The sequence below is a fragment of the Acidovorax sp. MR-S7 genome (assembly GCF_000400995.2).
Classification (GTDB): Bacteria; Pseudomonadota; Gammaproteobacteria; order Burkholderiales; family Burkholderiaceae_C; genus MR-S7.
Genome location: NZ_DF238926.1, coordinates 35,702 through 59,580 on the forward strand (window position 1 = coordinate 35,702; position 23,879 = coordinate 59,580).

General features: G+C 70.5%; 22 protein-coding genes. 10 read left to right on the top strand and 12 right to left on the bottom strand.

What is annotated here, in order from left to right:
- Window positions 1-84 precede the first annotated feature (84 nt).
- The 3 genes from AVS7_RS11865 to AVS7_RS11875 all read left to right on the top strand — a co-directional run bounded on the left by AVS7_RS11865 (window position 85) and on the right by AVS7_RS11875 (window position 4,498).
- Window positions 85-1,095, top strand: a complete 1,011-nt coding sequence (locus AVS7_RS11865) for a sensor domain-containing diguanylate cyclase (protein ID WP_020228612.1) — start codon at window positions 85-87, stop codon at window positions 1,093-1,095.
- Between the two features lie 78 nt (window positions 1,096-1,173).
- Window positions 1,174-3,084, top strand: a complete 1,911-nt coding sequence (locus AVS7_RS11870) for a radical SAM protein (RefSeq protein ID WP_020228613.1) — start codon at window positions 1,174-1,176, stop codon at window positions 3,082-3,084.
- Window positions 3,085-3,208: 124 nt separating this feature from the next.
- Window positions 3,209-4,498 (top strand): solute carrier family 23 protein, encoded by a 1,290-nt coding sequence (locus AVS7_RS11875; RefSeq protein WP_024001451.1) that lies wholly within the window; start codon window positions 3,209-3,211, stop codon window positions 4,496-4,498.
- Here the strand turns inward: AVS7_RS11875 and AVS7_RS11880 are convergent, their stop codons facing one another.
- Window positions 4,499-5,230: a zf-TFIIB domain-containing protein gene (locus tag AVS7_RS11880; protein ID WP_020228615.1), complete on the bottom strand. Its 732-nt coding sequence runs from the start codon at window positions 5,228-5,230 to the stop codon at window positions 4,499-4,501.
- 87 nt (window positions 5,231-5,317) lie between these two features.
- Between AVS7_RS11880 and AVS7_RS11885 the strand changes: the two genes are divergently transcribed.
- A complete protein-coding gene (locus AVS7_RS11885) occupies window positions 5,318-6,838 on the top strand; it encodes an acetyl-CoA hydrolase/transferase family protein (protein WP_020228616.1) in 1,521 nt (506 codons plus the stop codon).
- Window positions 6,839-6,853: 15 nt separating this feature from the next.
- Here AVS7_RS11885 and AVS7_RS11890 read toward each other — a convergent pair whose 3' ends face one another.
- Entirely contained in the window at window positions 6,854-8,002 is a 1,149-nt protein-coding gene (locus tag AVS7_RS11890) for an ABC transporter substrate-binding protein (protein WP_020228617.1), read from the bottom strand.
- Window positions 8,003-8,211: 209 nt separating this feature from the next.
- Between AVS7_RS11890 and AVS7_RS11895 the strand changes: the two genes are divergently transcribed.
- Window positions 8,212-8,634, top strand: coding sequence for a hotdog fold thioesterase (locus AVS7_RS11895; RefSeq protein WP_020228618.1), 423 nt, complete (start codon window positions 8,212-8,214; stop codon window positions 8,632-8,634).
- A gap of 250 nt (window positions 8,635-8,884) precedes the next feature.
- Here AVS7_RS11895 and AVS7_RS11900 read toward each other — a convergent pair whose 3' ends face one another.
- Genes AVS7_RS11900 through AVS7_RS11920 form a run of 5 tightly spaced genes read right to left on the bottom strand, consistent with a single transcriptional unit; the run spans window position 8,885 to window position 13,294 of the window.
- Window positions 8,885-10,114, bottom strand: coding sequence for a CaiB/BaiF CoA-transferase family protein (locus tag AVS7_RS11900; protein ID WP_024001453.1), 1,230 nt, complete (start codon window positions 10,112-10,114; stop codon window positions 8,885-8,887).
- Window positions 10,092-11,060: a tripartite tricarboxylate transporter substrate binding protein gene (locus tag AVS7_RS11905; RefSeq protein WP_020228620.1), complete on the bottom strand. Its 969-nt coding sequence runs from the start codon at window positions 11,058-11,060 to the stop codon at window positions 10,092-10,094. The genes AVS7_RS11900 and AVS7_RS11905 overlap by 23 nt, the downstream gene beginning before the upstream one ends.
- A 2-nt stretch (window positions 11,061-11,062) precedes the next feature.
- The gene (locus AVS7_RS11910) at window positions 11,063-11,845 is read right to left on the bottom strand and encodes a crotonase/enoyl-CoA hydratase family protein (protein ID WP_020228621.1); all 783 of its coding nucleotides are present in this window, start codon (window positions 11,843-11,845) and stop codon (window positions 11,063-11,065) included.
- A complete protein-coding gene (locus tag AVS7_RS11915; RefSeq protein ID WP_020228622.1) occupies window positions 11,842-12,303 on the bottom strand; it encodes a MaoC/PaaZ C-terminal domain-containing protein in 462 nt (153 codons plus the stop codon). The genes AVS7_RS11910 and AVS7_RS11915 overlap by 4 nt, the downstream gene beginning before the upstream one ends.
- A 10-nt stretch (window positions 12,304-12,313) precedes the next feature.
- Window positions 12,314-13,294 carry a tripartite tricarboxylate transporter substrate binding protein gene (locus AVS7_RS11920; protein WP_020228623.1) on the bottom strand — a complete coding sequence of 327 codons (981 nt, stop codon included), beginning with the start codon at window positions 13,292-13,294 and terminating at the stop codon, window positions 12,314-12,316.
- Between the two features lie 94 nt (window positions 13,295-13,388).
- Here AVS7_RS11920 and AVS7_RS11925 point away from each other — a divergent pair, with 94 nt between their 5' ends.
- A complete protein-coding gene (locus AVS7_RS11925) occupies window positions 13,389-14,318 on the top strand; it encodes a LysR family transcriptional regulator (RefSeq protein WP_020228624.1) in 930 nt (309 codons plus the stop codon).
- Window positions 14,319-14,354: 36 nt separating this feature from the next.
- Here AVS7_RS11925 and AVS7_RS11930 read toward each other — a convergent pair whose 3' ends face one another.
- A complete protein-coding gene (locus tag AVS7_RS11930) occupies window positions 14,355-14,924 on the bottom strand; it encodes a cob(I)yrinic acid a,c-diamide adenosyltransferase (protein ID WP_020228625.1) in 570 nt (189 codons plus the stop codon).
- Between the two features lie 167 nt (window positions 14,925-15,091).
- Here AVS7_RS11930 and AVS7_RS11935 point away from each other — a divergent pair, with 167 nt between their 5' ends.
- The gene (locus AVS7_RS11935; RefSeq protein ID WP_024001454.1) at window positions 15,092-15,445 is read left to right on the top strand and encodes an EF-hand domain-containing protein; all 354 of its coding nucleotides are present in this window, start codon (window positions 15,092-15,094) and stop codon (window positions 15,443-15,445) included.
- Between the two features lie 108 nt (window positions 15,446-15,553).
- Window positions 15,554-16,966, top strand: a complete 1,413-nt coding sequence (locus tag AVS7_RS11940; RefSeq protein WP_020228627.1) for an FAD-binding oxidoreductase — start codon at window positions 15,554-15,556, stop codon at window positions 16,964-16,966.
- Window positions 16,967-16,991: 25 nt separating this feature from the next.
- On the opposite strand, the gene AVS7_RS11945 is transcribed toward AVS7_RS11940, so the two are convergent.
- Both AVS7_RS11945 and AVS7_RS11950 read right to left on the bottom strand, forming a co-directional pair.
- The gene (locus AVS7_RS11945) at window positions 16,992-17,963 is read right to left on the bottom strand and encodes a tripartite tricarboxylate transporter substrate-binding protein (RefSeq protein WP_020228628.1); all 972 of its coding nucleotides are present in this window, start codon (window positions 17,961-17,963) and stop codon (window positions 16,992-16,994) included.
- Window positions 17,964-18,009: 46 nt separating this feature from the next.
- Window positions 18,010-19,500, bottom strand: coding sequence for a M81 family metallopeptidase (locus AVS7_RS11950; RefSeq protein WP_159402787.1), 1,491 nt, complete (start codon window positions 19,498-19,500; stop codon window positions 18,010-18,012).
- A gap of 100 nt (window positions 19,501-19,600) precedes the next feature.
- Between AVS7_RS11950 and AVS7_RS24420 the strand changes: the two genes are divergently transcribed.
- Window positions 19,601-20,470 carry a MurR/RpiR family transcriptional regulator gene (locus tag AVS7_RS24420; protein ID WP_020228630.1) on the top strand — a complete coding sequence of 290 codons (870 nt, stop codon included), beginning with the start codon at window positions 19,601-19,603 and terminating at the stop codon, window positions 20,468-20,470.
- Window positions 20,471-20,491: 21 nt separating this feature from the next.
- Here the strand turns inward: AVS7_RS24420 and AVS7_RS11960 are convergent, their stop codons facing one another.
- A complete protein-coding gene (locus AVS7_RS11960; RefSeq protein ID WP_020228631.1) occupies window positions 20,492-21,751 on the bottom strand; it encodes an MFS transporter in 1,260 nt (419 codons plus the stop codon).
- A 66-nt stretch (window positions 21,752-21,817) separates the two neighbouring features.
- Between AVS7_RS11960 and AVS7_RS11965 the strand changes: the two genes are divergently transcribed.
- Window positions 21,818-22,699 (top strand): helix-turn-helix domain-containing protein, encoded by an 882-nt coding sequence (locus AVS7_RS11965; RefSeq protein ID WP_020228632.1) that lies wholly within the window; start codon window positions 21,818-21,820, stop codon window positions 22,697-22,699.
- A 108-nt stretch (window positions 22,700-22,807) separates the two neighbouring features.
- Here the strand turns inward: AVS7_RS11965 and AVS7_RS11970 are convergent, their stop codons facing one another.
- A complete protein-coding gene (locus AVS7_RS11970) occupies window positions 22,808-23,848 on the bottom strand; it encodes a peptidoglycan-binding domain-containing protein (RefSeq protein WP_020228633.1) in 1,041 nt (346 codons plus the stop codon).
- Window positions 23,849-23,879 lie beyond the last annotated feature (31 nt).

The window sequence follows — 23,879 nt, forward strand, 5'->3', positions numbered from 1 at the left end:
GCACACCGCCATTCAACTGGAGGGGCAGGCACTCGCTGCCTGTCCCGGCCAGCGTCCTGCGGCACACTCATCCATAATGGCCGCATGGACAACCTGTTGGACCATCTCTGCGAGACCGTCACCCGCGCACGCACCGTCGAAGAGCTCACCCGGCCGCTGCTGGAGCTGCTGGAAGACATCACCGGGTTCGAATCCACCTACCTCACGGTGGTGGACCTGGAGCGGGGTGTGCAGCGTGTGCTGTACGCGCGCAACACGCGCCAGATGCAGATCCCCGAGGGACTGAGCGTGCCCTGGCACGACACGTTGTGCAAACGCGCGCTGGACGAGGGCCGACCCTTCACCGCCGACGTGGGGCAATGCTGGGGCGATTCGCAGGCCGCCGCCGCGCTGGGCATCCAGACCTACGCCAGCACACCGGTGCGCATGTCCGACGGCCAGCTCTACGGCACGCTTTGCGCCGCCAGCGACGAGCGCCAGGAGCTCACTTCGCAGGCGCGCAACGCGCTGACGCTGTTCGCGCGGCTCATTGGCCAGCAGGTCGAGCGCGAACAGCTGCTGCAGCAATTGCTGCAGGCCAATGCCCGGCTGGCGGCCTATGCGGCGACCGATGCCCTTACCGGCCTACCCAACCGCCGCGCGCTGCGCGAAATGCTGCACCAGCAACTGGCGCAAGGCGCGCGCCAGGGCACGGCGGTGCTGATCGCCTTCATGGACCTGGACGGTTTCAAGGCGATCAACGACACCTATGGCCACGAGGTGGGCGACCTCTTCCTGGCCGACATGGCCGAGCGGCTGCGCGGCGCCGCGCGCGCGCAGGACTTCGTCGCACGCTACGGGGGCGATGAGTTCGTGGCCGTAGGCCCCGGCCCCGCGCTCGGCCCGGCGCTGGAGGCGGCCCGCCAGGGGTTCGGCCAGCGTCTGGCACAGGCCACGCGCGGGCGCTTTGGCGGGGCGGGCGCCCCCATCGACTACGCCGGCGCCAGCGTGGGTGTGATCGCCGTGCTCCCCAACGGCATGACGGCCGACGAGGCGCTGCGCGAGGCCGACCGCGCCATGTACGCCGCTAAGAAGGCGCGCCGCGCCGTGCGCTGAACAAGCCCCCGCACGGGCATGCGCGGCAGGGGGCCGGGATAATCCGCCGCTCTGCCAGCCCCCTCCACCCCTCTGCCCATGCCCGCAGCCCTGCCCCGCGTGCTGTCCGTCATCCCGCCGATGACGCAGCTCAACACGCCCTACCCCTCCACCGCCTACCTCACGGGCTTTCTGCGCTCGCGCGGCGTGCCGGCGTGGCAGGAGGACTTGGCGATCGCGCTGGTGTTGCGGTTGCTCTCGCGCGACGGTCTCGCGCAGGTCGCCGAAAGGGCGCGGGCCTTGCCCGCAAACGCGCAGAGCCCGGCGGTGCAGTCCTTTCTTGCGCAGCAGGAGCGGTACCTGGCCACCATCGGCCCAGCCATGGCCTTTTTGCAGGGCCGCGACAACACACTCGCACACCGCATCGTGGGCCGCCACTACCTGCCGGAAGGGCCGCGCTTCGCGGCGCTGGACGTGTACGAGGACGACGGCAGCGGCGACCCGCTGGGCTGGGCCTTCGGCGCCCTGGGCCTGACCGACAAGGCCAAGCATCTGGCCACGCTGTACCTCAACGACCTGGCGGACGTGCTGCAGGGCGCCGTGGACGCGCGTTTCGAGTTTGTGCGATACGCCGAACAGCTCGCCGGCAGCCAGCCGACGTTCGACCCGCTGGCCGACGCGCTGGTGCAGGCGCCGACCCTCGTGGACGAGGTGCTGCAGCAGCTCACCCATGAGGCCGTCGCGCGCCACCAACCCGGCGTGGTGCTGCTCTCGGTGCCCTTCCCGGGCTCGGTGTACGGCGCGTTTCGCATTGCCCAGGCCATCAAGGCACAGCACCCGCACATCGTCACCGTGCTGGGCGGCGGCTTCGTCAACACCGAGCTGCGCGAGCTGGCCGACCCACGGGTGTTCGATTTCTTCGACTACGTGACGCTGGACGCCGGCGAGCGCCCGCTGCTCGCGCTGCTGGAGCACCTGCAAGGCCAGCGCGGGCGCCAGCGGCTGGTGCGCACCTTTGTGCGCAATGACGATGGTGCCGTGCAGTACGTCCACCTGGCGGAGCCCGACGTCGCCTTTGCCGAGATCGGCACGCCCACCTGGGTCGGCCTGCCGCTTCAGCGCTATCTGTCGCTGCTGGACATGCTCAACCCCATGCACCGCCTCTGGAGCGACGGGCGCTGGAACAAGCTCACCGTGGCCCACGGCTGCTACTGGAAGAAGTGCAGCTTCTGCGACGTGAATCTGGACTACATCGGCCGCTACGAGGGCGCCAGCGCCCAGGTGCTGGCCGACCGCATCGCGGCCATCGTGGCCGAGACGGGGCAGACGGGCTTCCACTTCGTCGATGAAGCCGCGCCGCCGAAGGCGCTCAAGGCCCTGGCCAGCGAACTCATCGCGCGCGGCACGGGCATTTCGTGGTGGGGCAACGTGCGCTTCGAGAAAACTTTCACGCCCGATCTGGCGGAGCTGCTGGCCGACTCGGGCTGCATCGCCATCTCCGGCGGACTGGAGGTCGCCTCCGACCGGCTGCTCGCGCTCATGAAGAAGGGCGTTTCCGTCGATCAGGTGGCGCGCGTGACGCGGGCCTTCAGCGACGCGGGCATCCTCGTGCACGCCTACCTGATGTACGGCTTTCCCACGCAGACGGTGCAGGACACGGTGGATGCACTGGAATACGTGCGCCAGCTCTTCGAGAACGGCTGCATCCAGAGCGGCTTCTTCCACCGTTTCGCCTGCACCGTGCATTCCCCCGTGGGGCAGAACCCCGGGGAATACGGCATCGCCCTCGCCCCGCTGCCGCCGGGCGGCTTCGCGAAGAACGACGTGGCCTTCACCGACCCCACGGGCACCGACCACGACGCGCTGGGCGCGGGGCTGAAGAAGGCCATCTACAACTACATGCACGGCATCGGCCTGGAGGAGGACGTGCGCATGTGGTTCCCCTTCAAGGTGCCCAAGACCACGGTGCGGCGCGACCGCATCGCGCGGGCGCTGCAGACACGGCCTTGAACTCCTGTTTTCATAGCTGTTTGCGCTTGTCCAGCAAGCGCTAGAGGCCTATTTCATTCAAAATCTCCAGCCGCACTGAAAACCCCCTACCATCGCTCCACTTTTCACACCACGGAGGAAGCAGATGGGGATGTTTCAATGGAACGAGCGCCCGGCAGAGGTGCTGCAGTCGGGCGGCGTGATCGGGCCCGACGAGCGCCTGCCCTGGCCGCAGACGGGGCTGATGGGCATCCAGCACGTGATCGCGATGTTCGGCTCCACGGTGCTGGCGCCGATCCTCATGGGGTTCGACCCCAACCTGGCGGTGTTCATGAGCGGCATCGGCACGCTGATCTTCTTCCTCATCACCGGCGGCAAGGTGCCGAGCTACCTGGGCTCGTCGTTCGCGTTCATCGGCGTGGTGATCGCGGCCACGGCCTATGCGGGCAAGGGGCCCAACGCCAACGTGGGCGTGGCGCTGGGCGGCATCATCGCCTGCGGGCTGGTCTACACGCTGGTGGGCGTGGTGGTGCACCTGATCGGCACGGGCTGGATCGAGCGCTTCATGCCGCCCGTGGTGACGGGCGCGGTGGTGGCGGTGATCGGGCTGAACCTGGCCGCCATCCCCGTCAAGAACATGGCGGCCAACAACTTCGAGGCATGGATGCAGGCGCTCACCTTCGTCTGCGTGGCGCTGGTGGCGGTGTTCACGCGGGGCATGCTGCAGCGCCTGCTGATCCTCGTGGGCCTGATCCTGGCGAGCATCGCCTACGCCGTGCTCACCAACGGCCTGGGCCTGGGCAAGCCGGTGGACGTGTCGGGCATCGCCAATGCGGCATGGTTCGGCATGCCGCAGTTCCACGCGCCGGTGTTCAGCGCGCCGGCCATGCTGCTGATCGTGCCCGTGGTCATCATCCTGGTGGCCGAGAACCTGGGCCACATCAAGGCCGTGACGGCCATGACGGGCAAGAACCTCGACCAGTACATGGGCCGCGCCTTCATCGGCGACGGCGTGGCGACGATGGTCAGCGGCGCTGCCGGCGGCACGGGCGTGACCACCTATGCCGAGAACATCGGCGTGATGGCCGCCACGCGCATCTATTCCACCGCCGTGTTCCTGGTGGCGGCCGTGCTGGCGGTGCTGCTGGGCTTTTCGCCGAAGTTCGGCGCGCTGATCCAGGCGATCCCGCTGCCGGTGATGGGCGGCGTCTCCATCGTGGTGTTCGGCCTGATCGCCATCGCGGGCGCCAAGATCTGGGTGGACAACCGCGTGGACTTCTCGCAGAACAAGAACCTGATCGTGGCGGCCATCACCGTGATCCTGGGCACGGGCGAATTCACGCTGAAGTTCGGCGACTTCGCGCTGGGCGGCATCGGCACGGCGACGTTCGGGGCGATCCTGCTGTACGCGCTGCTCGACCGCGGGCGCAACTGACTAGCGCCGCAGCAGCGACCAGACCAGCTCGATGCCGGCGGTGAGCAGGTCGAAGCGCTCGTCGCCGCGCCCTTCCAGCCGCTCGCGCTGGCGCGCGCGTTCCTCGCGCGTGCGGTTGCGCTCCAGCGCGACGAGCGCATCGGCCAGCGTATCGGGCGAGCGGTCGTCGGCCGGGGCGGTGCGCTGCGCCGCGCGGCCATGGCGCGCGAGGGCCTTGTCCACGGCCTGCGGGTCGAGCAGCGAGAGGGCCGAGCGGCAGTAGGGGCAGGCGTGGTCGTTGCGGATGTCCACCGTGCCTCCGCAGCTCGTGCAGGCGATGGTGCCCACGCGCTCGGCCAGGGCCTCGATCTCCACCTTCGAGAGGTGGCGCACGAAGCCCTTTTCCACCATGAACGAGCCGAAAGTCGAAAAGCGCCCGTGCCGCGCGGCGCAGCGGTAGGTGACGTAGCGCCCGCCCTGGGCCACGTCGTAGCCCTTGACCAGCGCCTTGCTGCAGCGCGGGCACTGCAGGCGCTCGGACAGCGGGTGGTGCGCGTCGCCGCCATGGTCGTGCAGCAGCTCGAACAGCTCCAGCACGGCCGCGGGGGCCAGGCGCGTGTTCTCCTGCGGGTCGAACCACATGCCCTGGCAGGCGAAGCACAGGTCCAGCTCCAGCGTGCCTCCGCCGTTCGCGGCGAAGCGGCGGATGTCCGTGGGTTGGCGGCAGGAAGGGCAGCGCGGCGTGAAGGGCATGGTGGCGGCGATCGTAGCGCCGACCCGACTCAGGGTTAACCCTTGTTACACCCATTAAGATCGGGCGTCTTTCCGCCTGGAGTCCGTGTGTCCTCTTCGTCCGCCCCCCGCATCCAGAACCCCGCGCTACGCCGCAAGATCATGAGCGCGGCCGAGGCCGCCGCGCTGATCCCGGCCGGCGCCACCGTCGGCATGAGCGGCTTCACCGGCGCGGGCTATCCCAAGCAGGTGCCGCAGGCGCTGGCCACGCGCATCCAGGCCGAGCACGCGGCGGGCCGGCCGTTCCAGATCGACCTGTGGACGGGCGCCTCCACCGCGCCGGAGCTCGACGGCGTGCTGGCCCAGGTGAACGGCCTGCGCCGGCGCCTGCCCTTCCAGTCCGACCCGCTGTGCCGCCAGCGCATCAACGCGGGCGAGATCGACTACGTGGACATCCACCTCTCGCACGTGGCGCAGCACGCGTGGTTCGGCTTCCTGGGCCGCATGCAGGTGGCGGTGGTGGAGGTGCTGGGCATCCTGCCCGACGGGCGGCTGATCCCCTCCACGGCCGTGGGCAACAACAAGACCTGGCTGGAGATCGCCGATCAGGTGATCCTGGAGGTGAATGCGCTGCCGCCCCTCGCGATGGAGGGCATGCACGACATCTACTACGGCACGGCCATCCCGCCGCGCCGCCAGCCCATCCACCTGACGCAGGCCACCGAGCGCATCGGAGAGCCCTACCTGCACGTCGATCCGGCCAAGGTGATCGCCGTGGTGGAGACCTGCCAGGGCGACCGCAACACGGCCTTCGCCCCGCCGGACGCGGTGTCCAACCAGATCGCGGCGCACATCATCGACTTCCTCGCGCACGAGGTGAAGATGGACCGCCTTCCGCAGAACATGCTGCCGCTGCAGTCGGGCGTGGGCAACGTGGCCAATGCCGTGCTGGCCGGGCTGCTGGACGGCCCCTTCGACCACCTGCTGGGCTTCACCGAGGTGCTGCAGGACGGCATGCTGGAGCTCATCAAGCGCGGCAAGATGACCGCCGCCTCGGCCACCGCCATTTCCCTGAGCGGCGAGGCGCAGAAGGAATTCAACGACCACATCGATTTCTACCGCGACCGCATCGTGCTGCGACCGCAGGAGATCAGCAACCACCCCGAGCTGGTGCGCCGCCTGGGCGTGATCGCGATGAACGCGATGATCGAGGCCGACATCTACGGCAACATCAACTCCACCCACATCATGGGCACGGGGATGATGAACGGCATCGGCGGCTCGGGCGACTACGCGCGCAACGGCTACCTCTCGTTCTTCGTCACGCCCTCGGTGGCCAAGGGCGGTGCGGTGAGCTGCATCGTGCCCATGGTCTCGCACGTGGACCACACTGAGCACGACACGCAGATCATCGTCACCGAGCAGGGCCTGGCCGACCTGCGCGGCCTCTCGCCACGCCAGCGCGCGCAGGTCGTCATCGACCGCTGCGCCCACCCCGACTACCGCCCGCTGCTGCAGGACTACTTCGACCGCGCGCGGCGCCAGGGCGCGCAGCACACGCCGCACCTGCTGGGCGAGGCCCTGTCCTGGCACGACCGCTGCCTGCGCACCGGCAGCATGCAGCCCTGAGGGCCGCGCCGGCGGTCAGCCGATGAAGCGGCCCGTGCCGCCGAGCACGCCCAGGTCGATGTAGCGCGAGCCCACGTAGGGCATCTGGCCGCTGTAGTCCACCGTGAAGCCGCCCAGGTCCAGATTGCGGATGGACGACAGCGCCGCGCGCAGCCGAGCCTGCGTGGGGTCCTTGCCCGCGCGCTCCAGGCCTTCGAGCAGCACGCGCGCGTTCACGTAGGCCTCCAGGCTGCCCTGGGAGAAATCGCCCTTGCCCTGCGCGCGCATGGCGGCCTGGTAGTCGCGCACCAGCTGCAGCTTGGCGCGGTGCGGGTCGGGAACGATCATGGTGAGCGCCAGGCCGCTGCCGTCCTCGCCCAGGGTGGACAGGCTGGCGCTGGGCAGGGTCACGCTCAAACCGGCCATAAGCACGCCGGGCGACTGCTTCCTGAGGCCGCGTACCAGCGCCACCGACACCGTGCCCGCCGTGGCCAGCAGCACGGCCGAGGGGCGTGCGGCCGCCACGGCCTGCAGCACCTGCGGCAGGTTCTTGCCGTCGGTGGCCACGGCGGCCTGCACGGCGGGCTTCATGTTCAGCGCGGCGAGCGCTGCCGCCGCCACCTCCAGCAGTTCGCGGCCGTAGCCGTTGTCCTGGTGCACGATGCCGATGCCCTTGAGGCCCATACCCGCCAGGCGCTGCACGAGGCGCTGCACCTCGTCGGTGTAGCTGGCGCGCACGTGGAACACGTTGCGCGCGTTCTTGCGCAGCGATGCGGCGCCGGTGATCGGGGCGATGTGGGGCAGGCCGGCCTCCTCGATGAGCGGCAGGATGGCGGTGTTGTTGGGTGTGCCCACGCACGACAGCAGCGCGAACGCGCTGCCCTGCCCGATGATCTGCTGGACGTTGGCCAGCGTGCGCTCGGGCTCGTAGGCGTCGTCCACCATCTGCAGCTGCACGCTGCGCCCGTGCACGCCGCCGCGCGCGTTGGCGTGCGCGAAAGCCGCGCCGGCGCCCTGCTGGATGTCGCTGCCGAAGCCCGCCAGCGGGCCGCTCATGGCCGCGGAGCAGCCGATGGCGATGGCCTTGGCCGACAGGCCCGGCACGTCCTGCGCGTGCGCGGGGCGCACGAAGGCGGGCGCGGCCACGGTGGCGGCGGCGCGGAGTACGAATTGACGGCGTTGCATGGTGTCTGGAATCACGGAAGGCCAACGATCTTCCCGGCCGCTCGCGGTGCCCAGCGCTGGGCGCCGGCGCTTCCGACGGGAAACGGATAAGCTCAAGCGAGCAAAACGCGCGATTCTGGGCGCGATCGGGGGCGCAGCAGGGTTGCATTTCGCGCCACGCACCTCCCCATTCGCGCCAGCGCCCTTCCTCCGTCCTCTACCGCCCTGCCATGTCCCTCTGGAAAAAGCCCATCACCCTGACCCAGGTCAACCAGAACGGCGCCCGCACCGCCGTGAGCCACCTGGGCATCGAGTTCACCGAAGTCGGCGACGATTTCCTGCGCGCCCGCGTGCCCGTGGACGAGCGCACGCGCCAGCCCTTCGGCCTGCTGCACGGCGGCGTGAGCGTGGTGCTGGCCGAGACGCTGGGCTCGGTGGGTGCCTACCACGCCTCGCCCGAGGGCTGGATGGCCGTGGGCCTGGACATCAATGCCAACCACCTGCGCGCGGTGAAAACCGGCTGGGTCACGGGCACGGCGCGGCCCGTGCACATCGGCAAGACCACGCAGGTGTGGCAGATCGACATGGTGAACGACGCGGGCGAGCCGACCTGCGTGTCGCGCATCACCATGGCGATGCTGGCGCCGAGATAAGGAGCATCCCGCTGAGCGGCTGCGCCGCTCCATGCAGCCGCCAGAGACGGCAGCCCTTCGGGCACGTCCAAGCCTGCGCAGGCAGGCTCGGAGCCACGGCCCTCAGCCCCTTCTCTCGGCTTCGCCGGGAAGGGGGACGACGCCAGCGCGGCGGGGCGGCCCTTGCGTAGCGTCTGCTGGCATGGGTTGCGCCAGTTTCAAGCAAAAACGGGCTGCAGCGCTTATCCAGCAAGCGCGAGCAGCTACGTATTCAGGAGCATCGATTTCCTTCGATGACGGCGGCGCAGGCCGCCAGCGCGTCGATCTCGGGGCCCGCCATCCCCAGTTCGGCCGACAGGATCTGCCGCGTGTGCTCGCCCCGCATCGGCGGCGGCCGCCATGGTGCCTCGATGCCCCCGTAGCGCACCGGGTTGCGGATGCCCGGCACGGTACCCAGCACCGCATGCTCCCACCGGCCCACCAGCGCGTTGGCAGCCACCTGCCCGTGCGCCAGCAGCGCCGCGTAGTCGTTGATGGGCGCGCACACCAGGTCGTACTGCCGCGAAAGCGCCAGCACCTCGGCTTGGGTGCGCTGCGCGAAGAACGGGACGAGGATGTCCTGCAGCTGCGCGCGGTGCGCGAGGCGCGCTTGCGCGGTGGCGAAGCGCGGGTCGTCGGCCAGCGCCTCCTGGCCGATCGCTGCGCAGAACCTGCGCCACAGCGGCTGGGTGGCCACGAGGGTGACGTAGCCGTCCTGCACCTCGTAGGTGCCCGAGGGCACGATCATCGGGTGCTGGCGGCCGCTGCGTGGCGGGACGATGCCCGTGAGCGCGTATTCCGTGACCGGCGGCGCCTGGAAGGCCACCAGCGCATCGAGCAGGCTGACGTTCACGCGCTGCCCGCGCCCCGTGCCGGCCAGGGCCAGCAGCGCGGCCAGCACGCCCTGGCACAGGTAGCTGCCGGCCAGCATGTCCGAGACCATGTTGCCCATGCGCAGCGGCGGGCCGTCGCCATCGCCGTTGATGCTCATGAGGCCGCCGAAGGCCTGCATGGTCGAGTCGGTGGCGGGCGCGCCGGCCAGCGGGCCGTCTTCGCCGAAGCCGTGGATGCTGGCGTAGACGAGCCGCGGGTTGGCCGCGGCCAGCGCGTCGTAGCCCAGGCCAAACTTCTCCATCACGCCGGGGCGGAAGTTCTGCACCACGATGTCGCTGCGCGCCGCGAGCCGCGCGGCGACGGCGCGGCCCTCGGGGTGCTTCAGATCCAGGCAGATGCTGCGCTTGTTGCGGTTGAGGCTCAGGTGCGCGCTGCTTTCGCCGGGCGCCACCTGGTGGCCCACGCCACGCGCCCAGTCGCCCTCGGGCGGCTCGACCTTGATCACGTCCGCGCCCAGGTCGGCCAGCAGCATGGCGCACGAGGGGCCGGCCACGCCCTGGCTGAAGTCAATCAGGCGGCGGCCCGCCAACGGCCCCGGGCCGCGCTCATTCGGGCTGGATGCCTGCATCCTTGACCTTCGTTCCCCAGACGACGAGCTGCTGATCCACGAACGCGCGCAGCTCGTCGGCCGTGCTGGTCTGCGCCTCGACGCCCGCCTGGCGCAGCTTGTCGCGGAAGTCGGGGTCGGTGGTGATGCGGGCCAGTTCGGCGCTCAGGCGCTCCACGATGGGCCGGGGCATGCCGGCCGGGCCGAAGACGGCGCCCCAGGCCGTGAGGTCGAAGCCCTGCAGGCCGGTTTCCTCGGTGATGGTGGGCACCTGGGGCAGCAAGGCGCTGCGCGCCGCGCTGGACACCGCCAGCGCCTTGAGCCTGCCGGCCTGCATGTGCGGCAGGGCGTTGGCGATGTCCACGAAGGCGAACTGCACCTGGTTGCCCAGCAGGTCCGTGACGACCTGGGGCACGCTCTTGTAGGGCACGGCGACGGAGTCCATGCGCATCAGCCGGGCGAAGGCCGCGCCCGCCACCTGCCCCGTGCTGTTGCCATAGCCGTAGCTGGTGTTGCCGGCCTTGCGCGCATAGGCGACCAACTCCTGCACGCTGGCCACGGGCAGGCGCGATTCGACCACCAGCACGAAGGGAAAGGCGCAGACGCGCGCGACGGGCGTGAAGTCCTTCACCGGGTCGTAGCCGAGCTTCTTGAACAGGAAGGGGTTGGCCGAGTGCGTGGTGTTGGAGGTGAGGAACAGGGTGTAGCCGTCCGGCGGCGCCTTGGCCACCAGATCGGCCGCGATCTGGCCCGATGCGCCGGCCTTGTTCTCGACCACCACGGGCTGGCCCAGCGCGACCTGCAGGCGCTCGCCCAGGCGGCGCGCCACCATGTCGCTCGCGGCGCCAGCGCCGAAGGGGATGACGAGGCGGATCGGCCGCTCGGGCCAGGCTTGCGCCAGGGCCAGGGGCATGGACGCCCAGGCGGCGGTGGCGGCCGCGGCCGACAGAAGGGTGCGTCGCTGCATCGTCATTTCCTTTCGAAAAGCCGCTGCATGGCGGCGTCGTGCTCGGGCGTGTGGTGGGCGATGGCCTGGTAGGCCGCCGTCATCTCCAGCAGGGTTTCCAGGCCCGTGCGCTGGCCCTCGCGCAGCAGCCGCTTGGCCATGCGCAGGGCGGTGCCGGGGTGCGCGGCGATGCGGCGGGCCAGGGCGCGGCTCTCGTCCATCAGCCGCTCGGGCGCGACCACGCGCGAGACCAGGCCCCAAGCGCACGCGGTGGCGGCGTCGATGGGTTCGGCGGTGAAGGTCATCTCCGCCGCGCGGGACATACCGACGGCGCGCGGCAGCAGCCAGGAGCCGCCGTCGCCCGCCACCAGGCCCAGCTTCACGAAGCTCTCGGCGAACGTCGCCTGCGTGGAGGCGATGCGGATGTCGCACAGCGTGGCGATGTCGCAGCCCGCACCGTAGGCCGGCCCGTTGACGGCCGCGATGACCGGCACCTGCAGGCGGTAGAGCGCCAGCGCCATGCGCTGCACGCTGTCGCGGTAGCGGTTCTGGATGGCGTGGGGGCTGCCTTCGCCCAGGCCCTGCCTGGCGCGCAGGTCCTTCACGTCGCCGCCGGAGCAGAAAGCCTTGCCCGCGCCGGTCAGGATGGCGCAGCGCACGCCGTCGTCGGCGTTGATGCGCTCGCACGCGTCCACGATGGCCTGCGTCTCGGCCGCGCCCGTGAGCGCGTTGAGCGCGGCGGGGCGGTTCATCTTCAGCGTGGCGACGCCGCCGTCCTGCTCGTAAAGGATGAAGGCTTCGGTCATGCGGCGCCCTCCCCGGCATCGCCGGTGCGCATCAGGAGCCGGTAGGAGCCTTCCATGACGGTCTCCTGGCGCTGGTTGGCCACGCGGATGGCGATGTCGATCACGCCGCGCCCCGGCTTGGAGGCCAGCCGCTTGGAGGCTACGCGGGAATGGGTGCGCAGCGTGTCGCCGATGACGGCGGGCCGCAGGAAGCGTGACTCGCCAAAGCCCAGCGCGGCGATGGTGCAGGGCCCGATCAGCTCCTCCATCATCCCGGCCGCGAACGCCTGGATCAGCAGGCCGGGCACGATACGCTGCCCGAACGGGCTGTGGGCGCGGCAGTACGCCGCGTCGATGAAGATGGGCAGCTTCAGGCCCGCCAGGCAGGTGAACTGCACGATGTCCGTCTCCGTCACCGTGCGGCCGTAGCTGACGAAGGTCTCATCCAGGCGGATCTGCGCGAATGTCTGGTGCTTCATGGCCGCGCCCTCACTCGATCTGGATGCGCGCGGCCTGGATGACCCGCTTCCACTTGGCGTAGTCGCCCTCGATCTTGCGGCGCAGCGCCTCTGGACCGCCTTCGCCGGGCACGAAGCCCAGCCCATCGAAGCGCGCGCGCACCTCGGGCACCTGCAGCGCCTGGGCCACGGCGGCGGCGATGGCGTCGCGCGCGGCGTGCGGCGTGCCGGCCGGCACGGCGATGCCCGTCCACACGCTGAAGTCGAACCCCGGCACGCCGGATTCGGCGATGGTCGGCACCTCCGGCAGGCTGGCGTAGCGCTTGGGCACCGAGATGCCCAGCGCCTTGAGCCGGCCGCTGCGGATGTGCTGCACCACCGGCCCGAAGGAGCTGAAGATCATGTCCACCTGCCCGCCCAGCACGTCCGTCACGCCCTGGGCCTGGCCCTTGTAGGGCACGTGCAGGATGTCGGTGCGGGTCTCGTACTTGAACAGCTCGGCCGCCAGGTGCGAGGTGGCGCCCGTGCCCGACGAGGCGATGGTCATCTGGCCCGGGCGTGCGCGGGCCGCGTCGATCAGCTCCTGGATGCTGTTCACGGGCAGGCCCGGCCGCACCACCAGCACCATGGGGATGGTGGCGATCAGCGCCACGGGCTCGAAGTCCTTGAGCGGGTCGTAGGCGAGCTTGCGCACGTGCGGCAGGATGGTGAACGGCGGGTCGTGCGCCAGCACCCAGGTGGTGCCGTCCGCCGCGGCGCGCGCGGCGGCCGCCGTGCCCACCGTGCCGCTGGCCGCGCCCTGGTTGTCGATGACCACGGGCTGGCCCAGGGTGGCCGCGAGGTGGTCGGAGATGGTGCGCACGCTGATGTCGGTGGCCGCGCCCGGCGCGAACGGCACGATGAGCCGGACAGGGTGCTCGGGCTTCCAGCCGGCCTGCGCCTGCGCGGCCTGCCACGGCTGCAGGGCGCACAGGACCGCGGCCAGCGCGGTGCGTCTCTTGAGATGTTTCACGGCATGTCTCCTGTGGTCTTCGCAGCCAGTATTGGGCGCGCCACTCATTAGTACAATGGTTTTTCCTTTATCAATTGTTCGGTTTACCTGATCAATGAAAGTCACGCTGCGGCAGATCGAGGGCTTCCTGGCGGTGGCCGACACCCTGTCGTTCTCGCGCGGGGCGCAGAAGCTGCACGTCACGCAGTCGGCGTTCTCGCAATTGATCCGCGAGATGGAAACGGCGCTGGACGTGCGGCTGTTCGACCGCACCACGCGCAAGGTGGTGCTGACCGAAGCCGGCCGCGCGCTGCTGCTCAAGATGCGCAGCGGCCTCATGGCCATCGAGGAGGCCTGCCTGGATGCGCAGGCGATCAGCCGGCTGGAGAAGGGGCACGCGTCGGTGGGCGCACTGCCGTCGCTCGCCAGCGGCTACGTGGCGCAGGCGCTGGGCGACCTGCGGCGGCTGCACCCCGGCGTGAGCGTGAGCCTGCACGAGGCGCAGAACCCCGACCTGCTGGAGATGGTGCTGCAGGGCCAGGTGGAGCTGGCGGTCTGCGCCCAGGTGCCCGCGTCGCGGGAGCTGGTGTTCGAGGGGCTGTTCGCCGAGGAGCTGGTGGCGCTGGTGCCCGCAGATCACCCGCTGGCGGGCAAGGCGCGGCAGACCTGGAAGAAGCTGGCGCGCGTGCCGCTCATCCTCATGTCGCACCACTCCAGCACCCGCCGCACGATCGCCGAGGCGCTGCTCGAAAGCGGCCTGCCCGACAAGCCCGCCCACGAGGTGGCCAGCCTGCACACGGCCGTGGGCATGGTGCGGGCCGGCATGGGCGCGGCCATCATGCCGCTCACGGCGCTGATGGAGGTGAACCTGGACGGGCTGGCCACATGCCGGCTGAGCAGCCCGGTGCCGCTGCGCCGTATCGCCATCTGCCGCCGCCGCGACCGCGTGGCGTCCGCCGCGGCGCTGGAGGTGTCGCACCTGGTGCGAGTGCGGGTGCAGCAGTCCCTGCGGCAGGGCATCCTGCCATCTCCTGTGGAGAAATGAGCCTCCAGCGCTTACTCAGAAAGCGCCAGCAGCTATCTATTCAGTAGCATCCTGCCGTGCCAGGCGCTCGCTCTTCCAGTACACGTCGTCGCCGCCGTCCATGCGGTTGAGTACGCGCGCGAGCACGAACAGCAGGTCCGACAGGCGGTTGAGGTATTGGCGCGGCGCGGGCCGCATGCTTTCCTGCTGCTGCAGCGCCACCACGGCGCGCTCCGCGCGGCGCGCGACCGTGCGGCACACGTGGGCCTGCGCCGCGGCGCGCGTGCCGGCGGGCAGGATGAATTCCTGCAGGCGCGGCAGCTGCGCGTTGTAGCGCGCCAGGGCCTGGTCGAGCTGCACCAGCGCGTCGTCCTTGAGCAGTTCGAAACCGGGGATGGACAGCTCGCCGCCCAGGTTGAAGAGCTGGTGCTGCACGTCGACGAGCAGCTCGCGCACGTCCTGCGGCAGCGGCTCGCACAGCAGCAGGCCGATGTGGGAGTTGAGCTCGTCCACGTCGCCCATGGCATGGGGCCGGCCGCTGGCCTTGGACACGCGCGTGTTGTCGCCCAGGCCGGTGGTGCCGTCGTCGCCGGTGCGGGTGGCGATTTGTGTCAGTCGGTTGCCCATGGGGTGTTTTCTCCTCAATGGCTCCTCATTCGGGGGCCGCGCGGGGATTGTGCGTTACATCCGCCGGGCAATTGTGGAGAGGGGCAACAGCGGGCAAAAGTGCTGGCCCGGGGCCGCTTGCTGCGGTGCAATGAAGTCCTGTTCCACTCTCGACGGAGACCTGATCGATGCCTCAAGCCAAACAGCGCCCTCTCTCTTCCTTCGATGCCCGCAGCGTGATGCTGTTCGCCGCGATCACCGTAGGGGGCGGGCTCGCCCAGGCACAGACCGCTCCCACGACTACGCGGCCGAATGCACCGGTGAAGGCGGCCAGTCCGGCAGCGGCCAAGACCAGCAGCACTTCGACCAAAAAGCACCCGGCCTTCGAAACCGCTGACAAGGACAAGGATGGCAAATTGACGCGCGACGAGACCCAATGGCTGTCTTCGCTCAGGGAAGGCTTCGACCAATACGACACGGACAAAGATGGCACGATTTCGTACGCTGAGTTCGTGAACAGCAAGCTCTACCAAAAGAAGTAAGCCCCCGTTTTCCCACCCAGCCCGCCCTACCGGTCCCCAGTGGATCGCGGGCGGGCCTTTTTTTTGCCCCGGCTTCTCTAGAATGCCCATCCCGCCCTGGAGAGTCTCATGAACGCCCCGACCCACACCGTCCACCTGCAGCCACGCCCCGTGCCACAAGCCCTGCTGGATGCGCTGGCCGCCCGCTTCGGCGCGCAATATTCCACCACCCAGGCGGTGCGCGAGCAGCACGGCCGCGACGAGGGCTCCCTGCAGGCGCCGCCGCCTTCCGCCGTGGTCTTCGCCGAGAGCACGCAGGATGTGCAGGACGCCGTGCGCCTGGCCGCGCAACATGCGGTGCCGGTGATCCCCTACGGCGCGGGCTCGTCGCTGGAAGGCCACCTGCTCGCCGTGCAGGGCGGCATCAGCATCGACATGAGCCGTATGAACCGCGTGCTCTCCATCGACGCGGACGACCTCACCGTGACCGTGCAGCCCGGCATCACGCGCAAGCAGCTCAACGAGGCGGTGAAGCACACGGGCCTGTTCTTTCCCATCGACCCCGGTGCGGACGCCAGCATCGGCGGCATGACGGCCACGCGCGCGAGCGGCACGAACGCCGTGCGCTACGGCACCATGCGCGAGAACGTGCTGGCGCTGGAGGTGGTCACCGCCAGCGGCGATGTGATCCGCACCGGCACACGTGCCAAGAAAAGCAGCGCGGGCTATGACCTCACGCGCCTCATGGTGGGCAGCGAGGGCACGCTGGGCCTGTTCACCGAAATCACGGTGCGCCTGTATCCGCTGCCCGAGGCGGTGAGCGCCGCGATCTGCTCCTTCCCGACCATCGAAGCGGCCGTGCGCACGGTGATCCAGACCATCCAGCTCGGCGTGCCGATCGCGCGCGTGGAGCTGATCGACGTGAACTCCGTGCGCGTGGTCAACGCCTACAGCAAGCTCGCACTGCGCGAGGAACCCATGCTGCTCATGGAATTCCACGGCTCGCCCGCTGGCGTGAAGGAGCAGGCCGAGACCGTGCAGTCCATCGCGCAGGAATTCGGTGGCAACGCCTTCGAATGGGCCACCACGCCCGAGGAGCGCACGCGCCTATGGACCGCGCGGCACAACGCCTACTTTGCCGCCGTGCAGAGCCGCCCGGGCTGCCGCGCCATCAGCACCGACACCTGCGTGCCCATCAGCCGCCTGGCCGACTGCCTGCTCGACTCCGTGGCCGAAGCCGACGCCAGTGGCCTGCCCTACTTCCTCGTCGGCCACGTGGGCGACGGCAACTTCCACTTCGGCTACCTGCTGGACCCCAACATCCCCCAGGAGCGCGAGACCGCCGAGCGGCTCAACCACCAGCTTGTGGCGCGCGCGCTGCGACTGGGCGGCACCTGCACCGGCGAGCACGGCGTGGGCGTGCACAAGATGGGCTTCCTCGTCGATGAGGCCGGCGAAGGCGCCGTGGAGATGATGCGCGCCATCAAGCGCGCGCTGGACCCGCAGAACATCCTCAACCCGGGCAAGATCTTCACGCTGTGAAGCCGCCGCCCGGGCCGGGCGCGCGTCAGAGCTGCGTGAGGTTCAGCCGCTTGGCCAGCTCACGGTCGCGCGCCACCTCGCTGCGCGCGTAGTCGAGGTACTGCGCGCCGGTCATGTACAGCGCGGGCTGGTCGAGCCTGTCGAGCACCTGCAGGACCTTGGGGTCCTCCAGCGTGGCCTTGAAGGCATCGTGCAGGCGCGCCGCCACGGCGGCGTCCATGCCACGGGGCCCCACGATGCCGTAGCGCGCCTCCGAGACGACGCCGTAGCCGACCTCGCTCAACGTCGGCACCTGCGGGAAGCGCTTGGCCCGGCGCGATCCATACACGGCCAGCAGGCGCATGCGGCCCGCTTCCACATGGGGCGCCCAGCCGCTGGAGTCCGAGGCCGCCATGATGTGCCCGCCCAGCAGCGAGGTCGCCAGATCGGCCGATCCCTTGTGCGGCACATGCACCAGGTCGAGCTTTTGCCCCAGCGCCAGTTCCTCCACCACCATGTGCGGCGAGGTGGCCAGCCCCGTGGAGCCGTAGTTGATCTTGCCGGGGCGCGCACGCGCATCCTCCACGAATTCCTGGATGCTCTTCCACGGAGCGTCGGCCCGTACCACCAGGCCCATGGTGTAGCCCGTGAGGCCCACGATGTAGCTGAAGTCGGCCAGCGGGTCCCAGGCGGTCTTTTGCATCTGCGGCAGGCGGAACGTGGCGGGCGGCAGTTGCGTGATGGTGTAGCCATCAGGCTTGGTCGAGGGCATCGCCGTGGCGCCCAGCGTGCCGCCCGCACCCGGCCGGTTCACGATCACGATGCTCTGGCCGAGCCGATGCGAGGCGCTCTCGGCGAAGGCGCGCAGCGTGACATCGGTCGAGCCGCCCGCGGGCCAGGGGCACAGCAGGGTGATGGCGCGGCTGGGATAGGGCGCGGACTGCGCCCAGGCGGCGGGAGCGGCGAGCGCGCCGGCCGCGCCCAGGGCCTGGGCCAGGAAGTGGCGGCGGTGGTGCATCGGTTGCATGGTGGGTTCTCCTGTTGTGTTGATGTGATTGCGGGGGTCAGGGATGGGTGGCCACGCCCGGGCGCAGCCGGTGGTAGGCCAGGGACGGCGCCGCCTGCCCCGGCATGCGGCGCGCGTCCACGTTCAGGATGCGTTGCGCCCAGGGGCCGAAGGCCGCCCGGTAGTGCACGCTGCTCTTGAGGGACAGCACGTCGTAGTCCCCCGGCTTCGCGCCGACGCAGGCCAGCGCCCCTGGGTCGAGCGCCTGCACGGGGGCACTGGCCACGATGGCCTCGACACTGCCCCAGGCCAGCCGGGCCGTGGGACCCTGGCGCACCTCGCGGCCGGCCCACATGGCGCCCGTGCAGGCGTAGCGGCCATCGCTCAGCGTGAGCACGCGCAGCCGCACCGGCTGCACCCGCCCGGGCAGAGCCACGGTGAACTGCCCGCCCTCGCCTGCCGCATGCGCGGCCGCCGCCCAGTCGGGCAGGTTCAGCGTGGCCACCAGGCTGCGTGCCACCTGCGCGTCATGCAGCGCGCACAGCAGTGCCGTGCTCTGTGCGCCGCAGCCCGCGCCGGGGTTGTCGGCCACGTCGGCAAGAAGGGTGCGCTCGCCACGGCGCAGCAGGGCCACGGCCTCCTGCGGCGCATGCAGCGGCGCCGCAAGCTGCGGGCGCAGCGTGTCCAGCAGCGCCATCAGGTCCCGGGCCGCCCGCTGCGCCGCCGCCTCGCCTCCGGCTGGCGCATAGACGGCTAGCGAGGGGCCCGCATGGGGCGTGTCGGCCAGCGCAAAGCCGCCGCACAGCGCCATGTCCAGGCCATCGCGGCGCGCGCGCTCCTTGCAGGCCTGCATGAAGTCGGCCATGGCGCCGTCGCCGGTGTACTGGCTCACGAGCGGCACCAGGAAGTGGGCCTGCGCCCAGGCTCGGGCGGGACGGGCGCCCGTGGCCAGGCAGGCCAGCAGGCGGCGCGCGCAGCGCTCACCGGTGGCATGCATGTCCACATGCGGGTAGGTCCGGTAGGGCACCAGCATGTCGGCATGGCCCACCATGGCGGGGCTGACGTTGGCATGGAAGTCCAGCGAGGCCACGATGGTGCAGCGCCCGCCCACGCGCTCGCGCAGTGCGGCGAGCAGCGCGCCCTCACAGTCGTCCTCGCCGTCGGCGACCATGGCCCCGTGCAGCTCGACCAGCAGGGCGTCGAGCGGCCCGGCCTCGTCCACCTGCGCCAGAATCTCCTGCCGCATCCGCAGCCAGGCCTGCCCGTCGACCAGCGCCGACGGCGCGGCCGAGGCCCGGTACAGGGGCACGACCTCGACCTGCTCCGCGCGCGCCACGGCCTCCAGCTGCCCCAGCATGCCGCCCATGACGCTGCGCGTGCCGCGCATGCGCAGCAGCTCGGCGCCGCGCATCAGCGGCTCGCGGTCGGCGGGCCGGGCGAAGGCGTCATAACCCGTCTGCCCGGCCTCGAAGGTATTGGTCTCGTGCACCAGCCCGAGCAGCCCGATGCGCCATGGTCGCGCGGGAGAGGCTGGCAGGAAATGCAACAAGTGTTTCTCTGAAAAATTCATGAGAAGCAATAATAATCACAGCCATCCCTTTGTGCAACATCTGTTGCTCGACGGAGCCACACCCCCTAAGCTGCGCACCATGGACCTGATGCACCAGATCGCCGAGAAGCTGCCGCAACTGGGCTCCGCCGAGCAGCGGCTGGCCGAATACGTGCGGACCAACCCGCATGCCATGGCCTTTGTTTCCGCCCGCACCCTGGCCGCGCAGGCGGGCGTGAGCCCCGCCACGGTGGTGCGGTTTTTCCCCCGGCTGGGCTATGCGTCGTATGCCGAGGCACAGCAGCAACTGCAATCGGCCTTGGCCGCGCAATACGAGGCGCCCCACCAGCGGCTTGCGGACGAGGCCCGCGCCGCGCATGGCCCGCAGTCCGCGTCGCTACAGGCGCTGGAGCAGGATCTGCGCAATCTCGCCGCGCTGTCCGACATGCTGCAAAGCCCCCGGTTCGCGCAGTTGCTGACCTGGCTGAGCACCTGCCAGGGACGGGTGGCCGTGGTGGGCGGGCGCTACAGCCAGGGGCCCGCGCAGCTGCTGGCGGCCCAGTTGTCGATCGCCCTGCCCACGGAATTCGTGGACCCGATGGGCGCGGCGACCGACCGCCTGCAGGACTATGGCGCGCAGGACCTGGTGCTCTGCCTCTCGGTGCGGCGCTACCTGCGCAGCACCCAGCAGCTGGCGCGCTGGCTGCGCGAGCAGCAGGTGCGCCTGGTGGCGCTGACCGACGATGCCATGGCACCCCTGGCGCTGGTCAGCGACCTCACGCTGGTCCTGCCCACCCGGGGCGCGACGATGTTCGACTCGTACGCGGCATTCACCGCCCTGGGCAATGCGCTGGTGGGCGAGCTGAGCCTGTCGCGCCGCGACGCCGTGGCGCGGCGCGCGGCCACGCGCGAGCAGCTCGACGCCCTGCAGCACCTTTACCCCGACAAACAGCCCTACGGCACCGCCTGAGGCCAGCCCGGCGGGCCACGCTCAGGCGGCGGCCCCTGCCGGCCGCCCGGCGCGCGGCGCCACGCCCGCCCCCACCAGGCCTGCCGACGCCACGCTGAGCACCAGCGACAGCGCCGAGCCGTAGAAGATGCCGGCGTTCATCTGCGCGTCCAGCATGGCGCCGAACACCGGTGCGGCCAGGCAAAAGCCCAGGTCCAGGCCCGAATACACCGTGCCATACACGCGGCCCGTGGCACCGGGTGGCGAGGCGCGCTTGATGAGCATGTCGCGCGACGGGCCGGCAATGCCGATGCCCATGCCCGCCAGCGCCGCCACGACCAGCGCCGCCATGCCCGGCAGCAGCCCCGCCCCCACCAGCGCCAGCAGCGCGCCGGAGACCAGCAGGCAAATGCTGATGGTCTTTTCCAGCCGTGCCACCCGGCCCACGAGGAAGCCGCCGATCACCATGCCCAGGGCGCCGCACAGCATGTAGCCCGTGACTACCATGGCCGTCAGCGACAGCGGCAGGCCGTACAGGCGCTGCAGCGCGGGGCCGGCAAAGCTCTGGATGGCGCTGAGCGAGCAGGTGCTCCAGAAGAAGAACGAAAAGCACAACCACACGGCCGGCAGCTTGAGGAAGGCCATGGGGTGCTCGTTGGCCGGTGAGGCCGCAGCGCCGGGCGCCGCCTTGGCGCCTTGCCCGCCCCAGGAGCCCTGCCGGTCGTCCAGCGCATCGCGGTTCCAGACCATGACGGCCAGCACCACCAGCGCCAGCGCACCGCCGCACAGGCAGGCCATGCGCCACGATCCCGTGGCCGTGGCGATGCCGGCCATGAACACCGGCGCCGTGGCCCAGCCCAGGTTGCCCGAGATGCCGTGCACCGAGAAGCCGTGGCCCAGGCGCTGGGGCGACACGCGCTTGTTGAGGATGGTGAAGTCCACCGGGTGGAACGGCGCATTGCCCAGCCCCGCCAGCACCGAGGCCACGAGCAGCCCCGCGTAGCCGCTCGACGAGCCCGCCGTCAGCCCCGCCAGCGCGAAGCACGACAGCGCGCAGAACAGCACCGGCCGCGCGCCCACGTGGTCCACCAGGAAGCCCGCCAGCGCCTGCCCCACGCCCGAAACCACGAAGAACACCGACACCAGCAGCCCCAGCTCCGAATAGCTGAAGCCGAACTCCGCGATCAGGAACGGGAACAGCGGCGGCAGCAGCATGTGGAAGAAGTGCGACGAGCCGTGGGCCAGCCCGATCAGGCCGATGGTGCGCGCGTCCTGGCGCAGCGATGGGGAGGTGTGGTCCATGGGGCGTGATCTTAGGCAAGGCGCGCGCGGCCGATATACGATAGGCAGCCAATTGCTGTCGCAACCATGCCAAGCACGCCCGCCGCCGCCCCTGCCGCCCCCGTGCGCCTTGCGCGCACGCTCTCCTACGTGGAGTCGCTCACGCCCCACCTGTTCGTGCCCAGCCGCGAGCGTCCGGTGCGCGCCAAGCACCGTGAGCTGACTGCCGACACGCAGGTGCGCCCGCACAGCCACCCGTGGGCGCAAGTGGCCATCTCCACCACCGGCGTGCTGCGCCTGACGGTGCCGCACGGCGCCTACATCGTGCCACCCTCGCGCGCGCTGTGGATCCCGCCCGGCGTGGAGCATGCCGTGACCATGGTGGAAGACGCCGACCTGCGCACCCTCTACTTCCACCAGCCGCCCGGCAGCGCCGGCCCCGGCGTGCCGCGCGCGCAGCAGGACCCGTGGCGCCAGTGCCGCGTGCTCGAAGTCTCCGACCTGCTGCGCGCCCTGGTGCGCGAGATGCCCGCCACGCCCGACGACGCCCCGCCCCTGCCCCCCGAGGCATTGCGCCGCGAGCGCCACCTGAGCGCGCTGATCCTCGACGAGCTGCGCCGTGCCAGCAGCGTGAGCCTGGGCGTTCAGCTCCCGCGCGACAAGCGCCTGCGCCACCTGTGCGAGGCCGTGCTGGCCGATCCCACGCGCCACGAGACGCTGGCCGACTGGGCGCACGACACCGGCGCCAGCCCGCGCACCGTGGCGCGCCTGTTCCGCCAGGAGCTGTCCAGCACCTTCACGCAGTGGCGCCAGCAAGTCATCCTGGCCAAGGCCGTGGCCCTGGCCGCGGGCCGCCGACCCATCAACCAGATCGCGGCCGAGCTGGGCTACAACAGCCCCAGTGCCTTCAGCGCCATGGTGCGCCGCGCGGTGGGAATGGCGCCGGGACGATTCCTGGGGTCGCCTTGAAACTACCGATTTGATAGCTGCTTGCGCTTGCTGGAAAAGCGCTATAGCCCACTTTGACCACAAAAAACGCGGCCCGCAGGCCGCGTTGGTCATGGGGGCAACGCCCGGTCAGCGCGACAGTGCGCCGGCGGTGGCCGCGTCCAGGCGGCCCGTCACGGGCAGGCCCTGCTGCTGCTGGAACTCGCGCAGCGCGCGGGCCGTCTTGGGACCGGCTGCGCCGTCGGGCGTGCCCACGTTGTAGCCCAGGGCGTTCAGGCGCTCCTGCGCCTCGCGCACGGACATGGCCGCGCCCGCCTTGGTCTGCGACGGGGCCGTGCCGCCGTCCACGCCCAGGCGGCCGCCGCCGCCGAGGCCCTGGCCCTGGACCGACTGCGCCTTGTAATTGCGCAACGCCACGACCATCTGGTTGTAGGCGTCCATGAACGCGGCCGTGATGACCTTGCCCTGCGCCGTGTTCTGGTAGCCGCCCAGGCCGCCGCCGGCCGAGCCGCCGAAGATGCCGCCGAAGCCTGCGAAGTCGCTCTTGGAAGCGCTGCCCTCGGAGGCCGCCACCTGCACGCCCGAGCGGTTGTCCACCAGGGTCAGCATGGCGCTGGCCTCGCGCGTCTTGAGGCTGCCGCCGATGGCCGCCAGCGCGCGGCCCTTGCCGCCGCCGATCAGGCCGCCCAGCGCGCCGCCGATGCCGCCCGCGTCGTCGTTCTGGAAAATGATTTCAGGCGACATGCCGTAGTCGGAAGCCACCATCTGGCCCTTGCCGAAGTTGCTGCCGCCGCGCATTTCGCCCGAGCCCATGAGCTGGCGCTCGCGGTCCATGGCGCGCATGCCGGCCGCGCCGCGCTCGACCACCACGAAGCAGTTGGATTGCTGGATCAGCAGGCGCAGCAGGTTGGCCGTGGGCGGCAGCTTGTATTCGTTGCGCAGGATGGTGTACCAGCCGGCGTCCTGGTTCTCGACCAGCGACACGGTGCCCAGCGGCGACTGGCAGCGCTCGAGCTGGCCGCTCTCTCCGGCGGCGCTGCCGCCAGCGGCAGCGCCGGTGGCCACGGTCTTGGCGTCCTGGCTGCCCATCTTCATGTTGGTGGTTTCGCACCCCGTGAGGGCGACGACGGCGCAGGCGGCCGCGATCAGCGGCAGGGTTTTGCGGGACATGTGTTGGCTTCCTCTCTCAGTGAATGGTTTG

Excerpts from the sequence above, each read along its gene's own strand:
- AVS7_RS11865 (WP_020228612.1), top strand. The coding sequence starts at position 85 with ATGGACAACCTGTTGGACCATCTCTGCGAGACCGTCACCCGCGCACGC.
- AVS7_RS11870 (WP_020228613.1), top strand. The coding sequence starts at position 1,174 with ATGCCCGCAGCCCTGCCCCGCGTGCTGTCCGTCATCCCGCCGATGACG.
- AVS7_RS11875 (WP_024001451.1), top strand. The coding sequence starts at position 3,209 with ATGGGGATGTTTCAATGGAACGAGCGCCCGGCAGAGGTGCTGCAGTCG.
- AVS7_RS11880 (WP_020228615.1), bottom strand. The coding sequence starts at position 5,230 with ATGCCCTTCACGCCGCGCTGCCCTTCCTGCCGCCAACCCACGGACATC.
- AVS7_RS11890 (WP_020228617.1), bottom strand. The coding sequence starts at position 8,002 with ATGCAACGCCGTCAATTCGTACTCCGCGCCGCCGCCACCGTGGCCGCG.
- AVS7_RS11895 (WP_020228618.1), top strand. The coding sequence starts at position 8,212 with ATGTCCCTCTGGAAAAAGCCCATCACCCTGACCCAGGTCAACCAGAAC.
- AVS7_RS11900 (WP_024001453.1), bottom strand. The coding sequence starts at position 10,114 with ATGCAGGCATCCAGCCCGAATGAGCGCGGCCCGGGGCCGTTGGCGGGC.
- AVS7_RS11905 (WP_020228620.1), bottom strand. The coding sequence starts at position 11,060 with ATGCAGCGACGCACCCTTCTGTCGGCCGCGGCCGCCACCGCCGCCTGG.
- AVS7_RS11910 (WP_020228621.1), bottom strand. The coding sequence starts at position 11,845 with ATGACCGAAGCCTTCATCCTTTACGAGCAGGACGGCGGCGTCGCCACG.
- AVS7_RS11915 (WP_020228622.1), bottom strand. The coding sequence starts at position 12,303 with ATGAAGCACCAGACATTCGCGCAGATCCGCCTGGATGAGACCTTCGTC.
- AVS7_RS11925 (WP_020228624.1), top strand. The coding sequence starts at position 13,389 with ATGAAAGTCACGCTGCGGCAGATCGAGGGCTTCCTGGCGGTGGCCGAC.
- AVS7_RS11930 (WP_020228625.1), bottom strand. The coding sequence starts at position 14,924 with ATGGGCAACCGACTGACACAAATCGCCACCCGCACCGGCGACGACGGC.
- AVS7_RS11935 (WP_024001454.1), top strand. The coding sequence starts at position 15,092 with ATGCCTCAAGCCAAACAGCGCCCTCTCTCTTCCTTCGATGCCCGCAGC.
- AVS7_RS11940 (WP_020228627.1), top strand. The coding sequence starts at position 15,554 with ATGAACGCCCCGACCCACACCGTCCACCTGCAGCCACGCCCCGTGCCA.
- AVS7_RS11945 (WP_020228628.1), bottom strand. The coding sequence starts at position 17,963 with ATGCACCACCGCCGCCACTTCCTGGCCCAGGCCCTGGGCGCGGCCGGC.
- AVS7_RS24420 (WP_020228630.1), top strand. The coding sequence starts at position 19,601 with ATGGACCTGATGCACCAGATCGCCGAGAAGCTGCCGCAACTGGGCTCC.
- AVS7_RS11960 (WP_020228631.1), bottom strand. The coding sequence starts at position 21,751 with ATGGACCACACCTCCCCATCGCTGCGCCAGGACGCGCGCACCATCGGC.
- AVS7_RS11965 (WP_020228632.1), top strand. The coding sequence starts at position 21,818 with ATGCCAAGCACGCCCGCCGCCGCCCCTGCCGCCCCCGTGCGCCTTGCG.
- AVS7_RS11970 (WP_020228633.1), bottom strand. The coding sequence starts at position 23,848 with ATGTCCCGCAAAACCCTGCCGCTGATCGCGGCCGCCTGCGCCGTCGTC.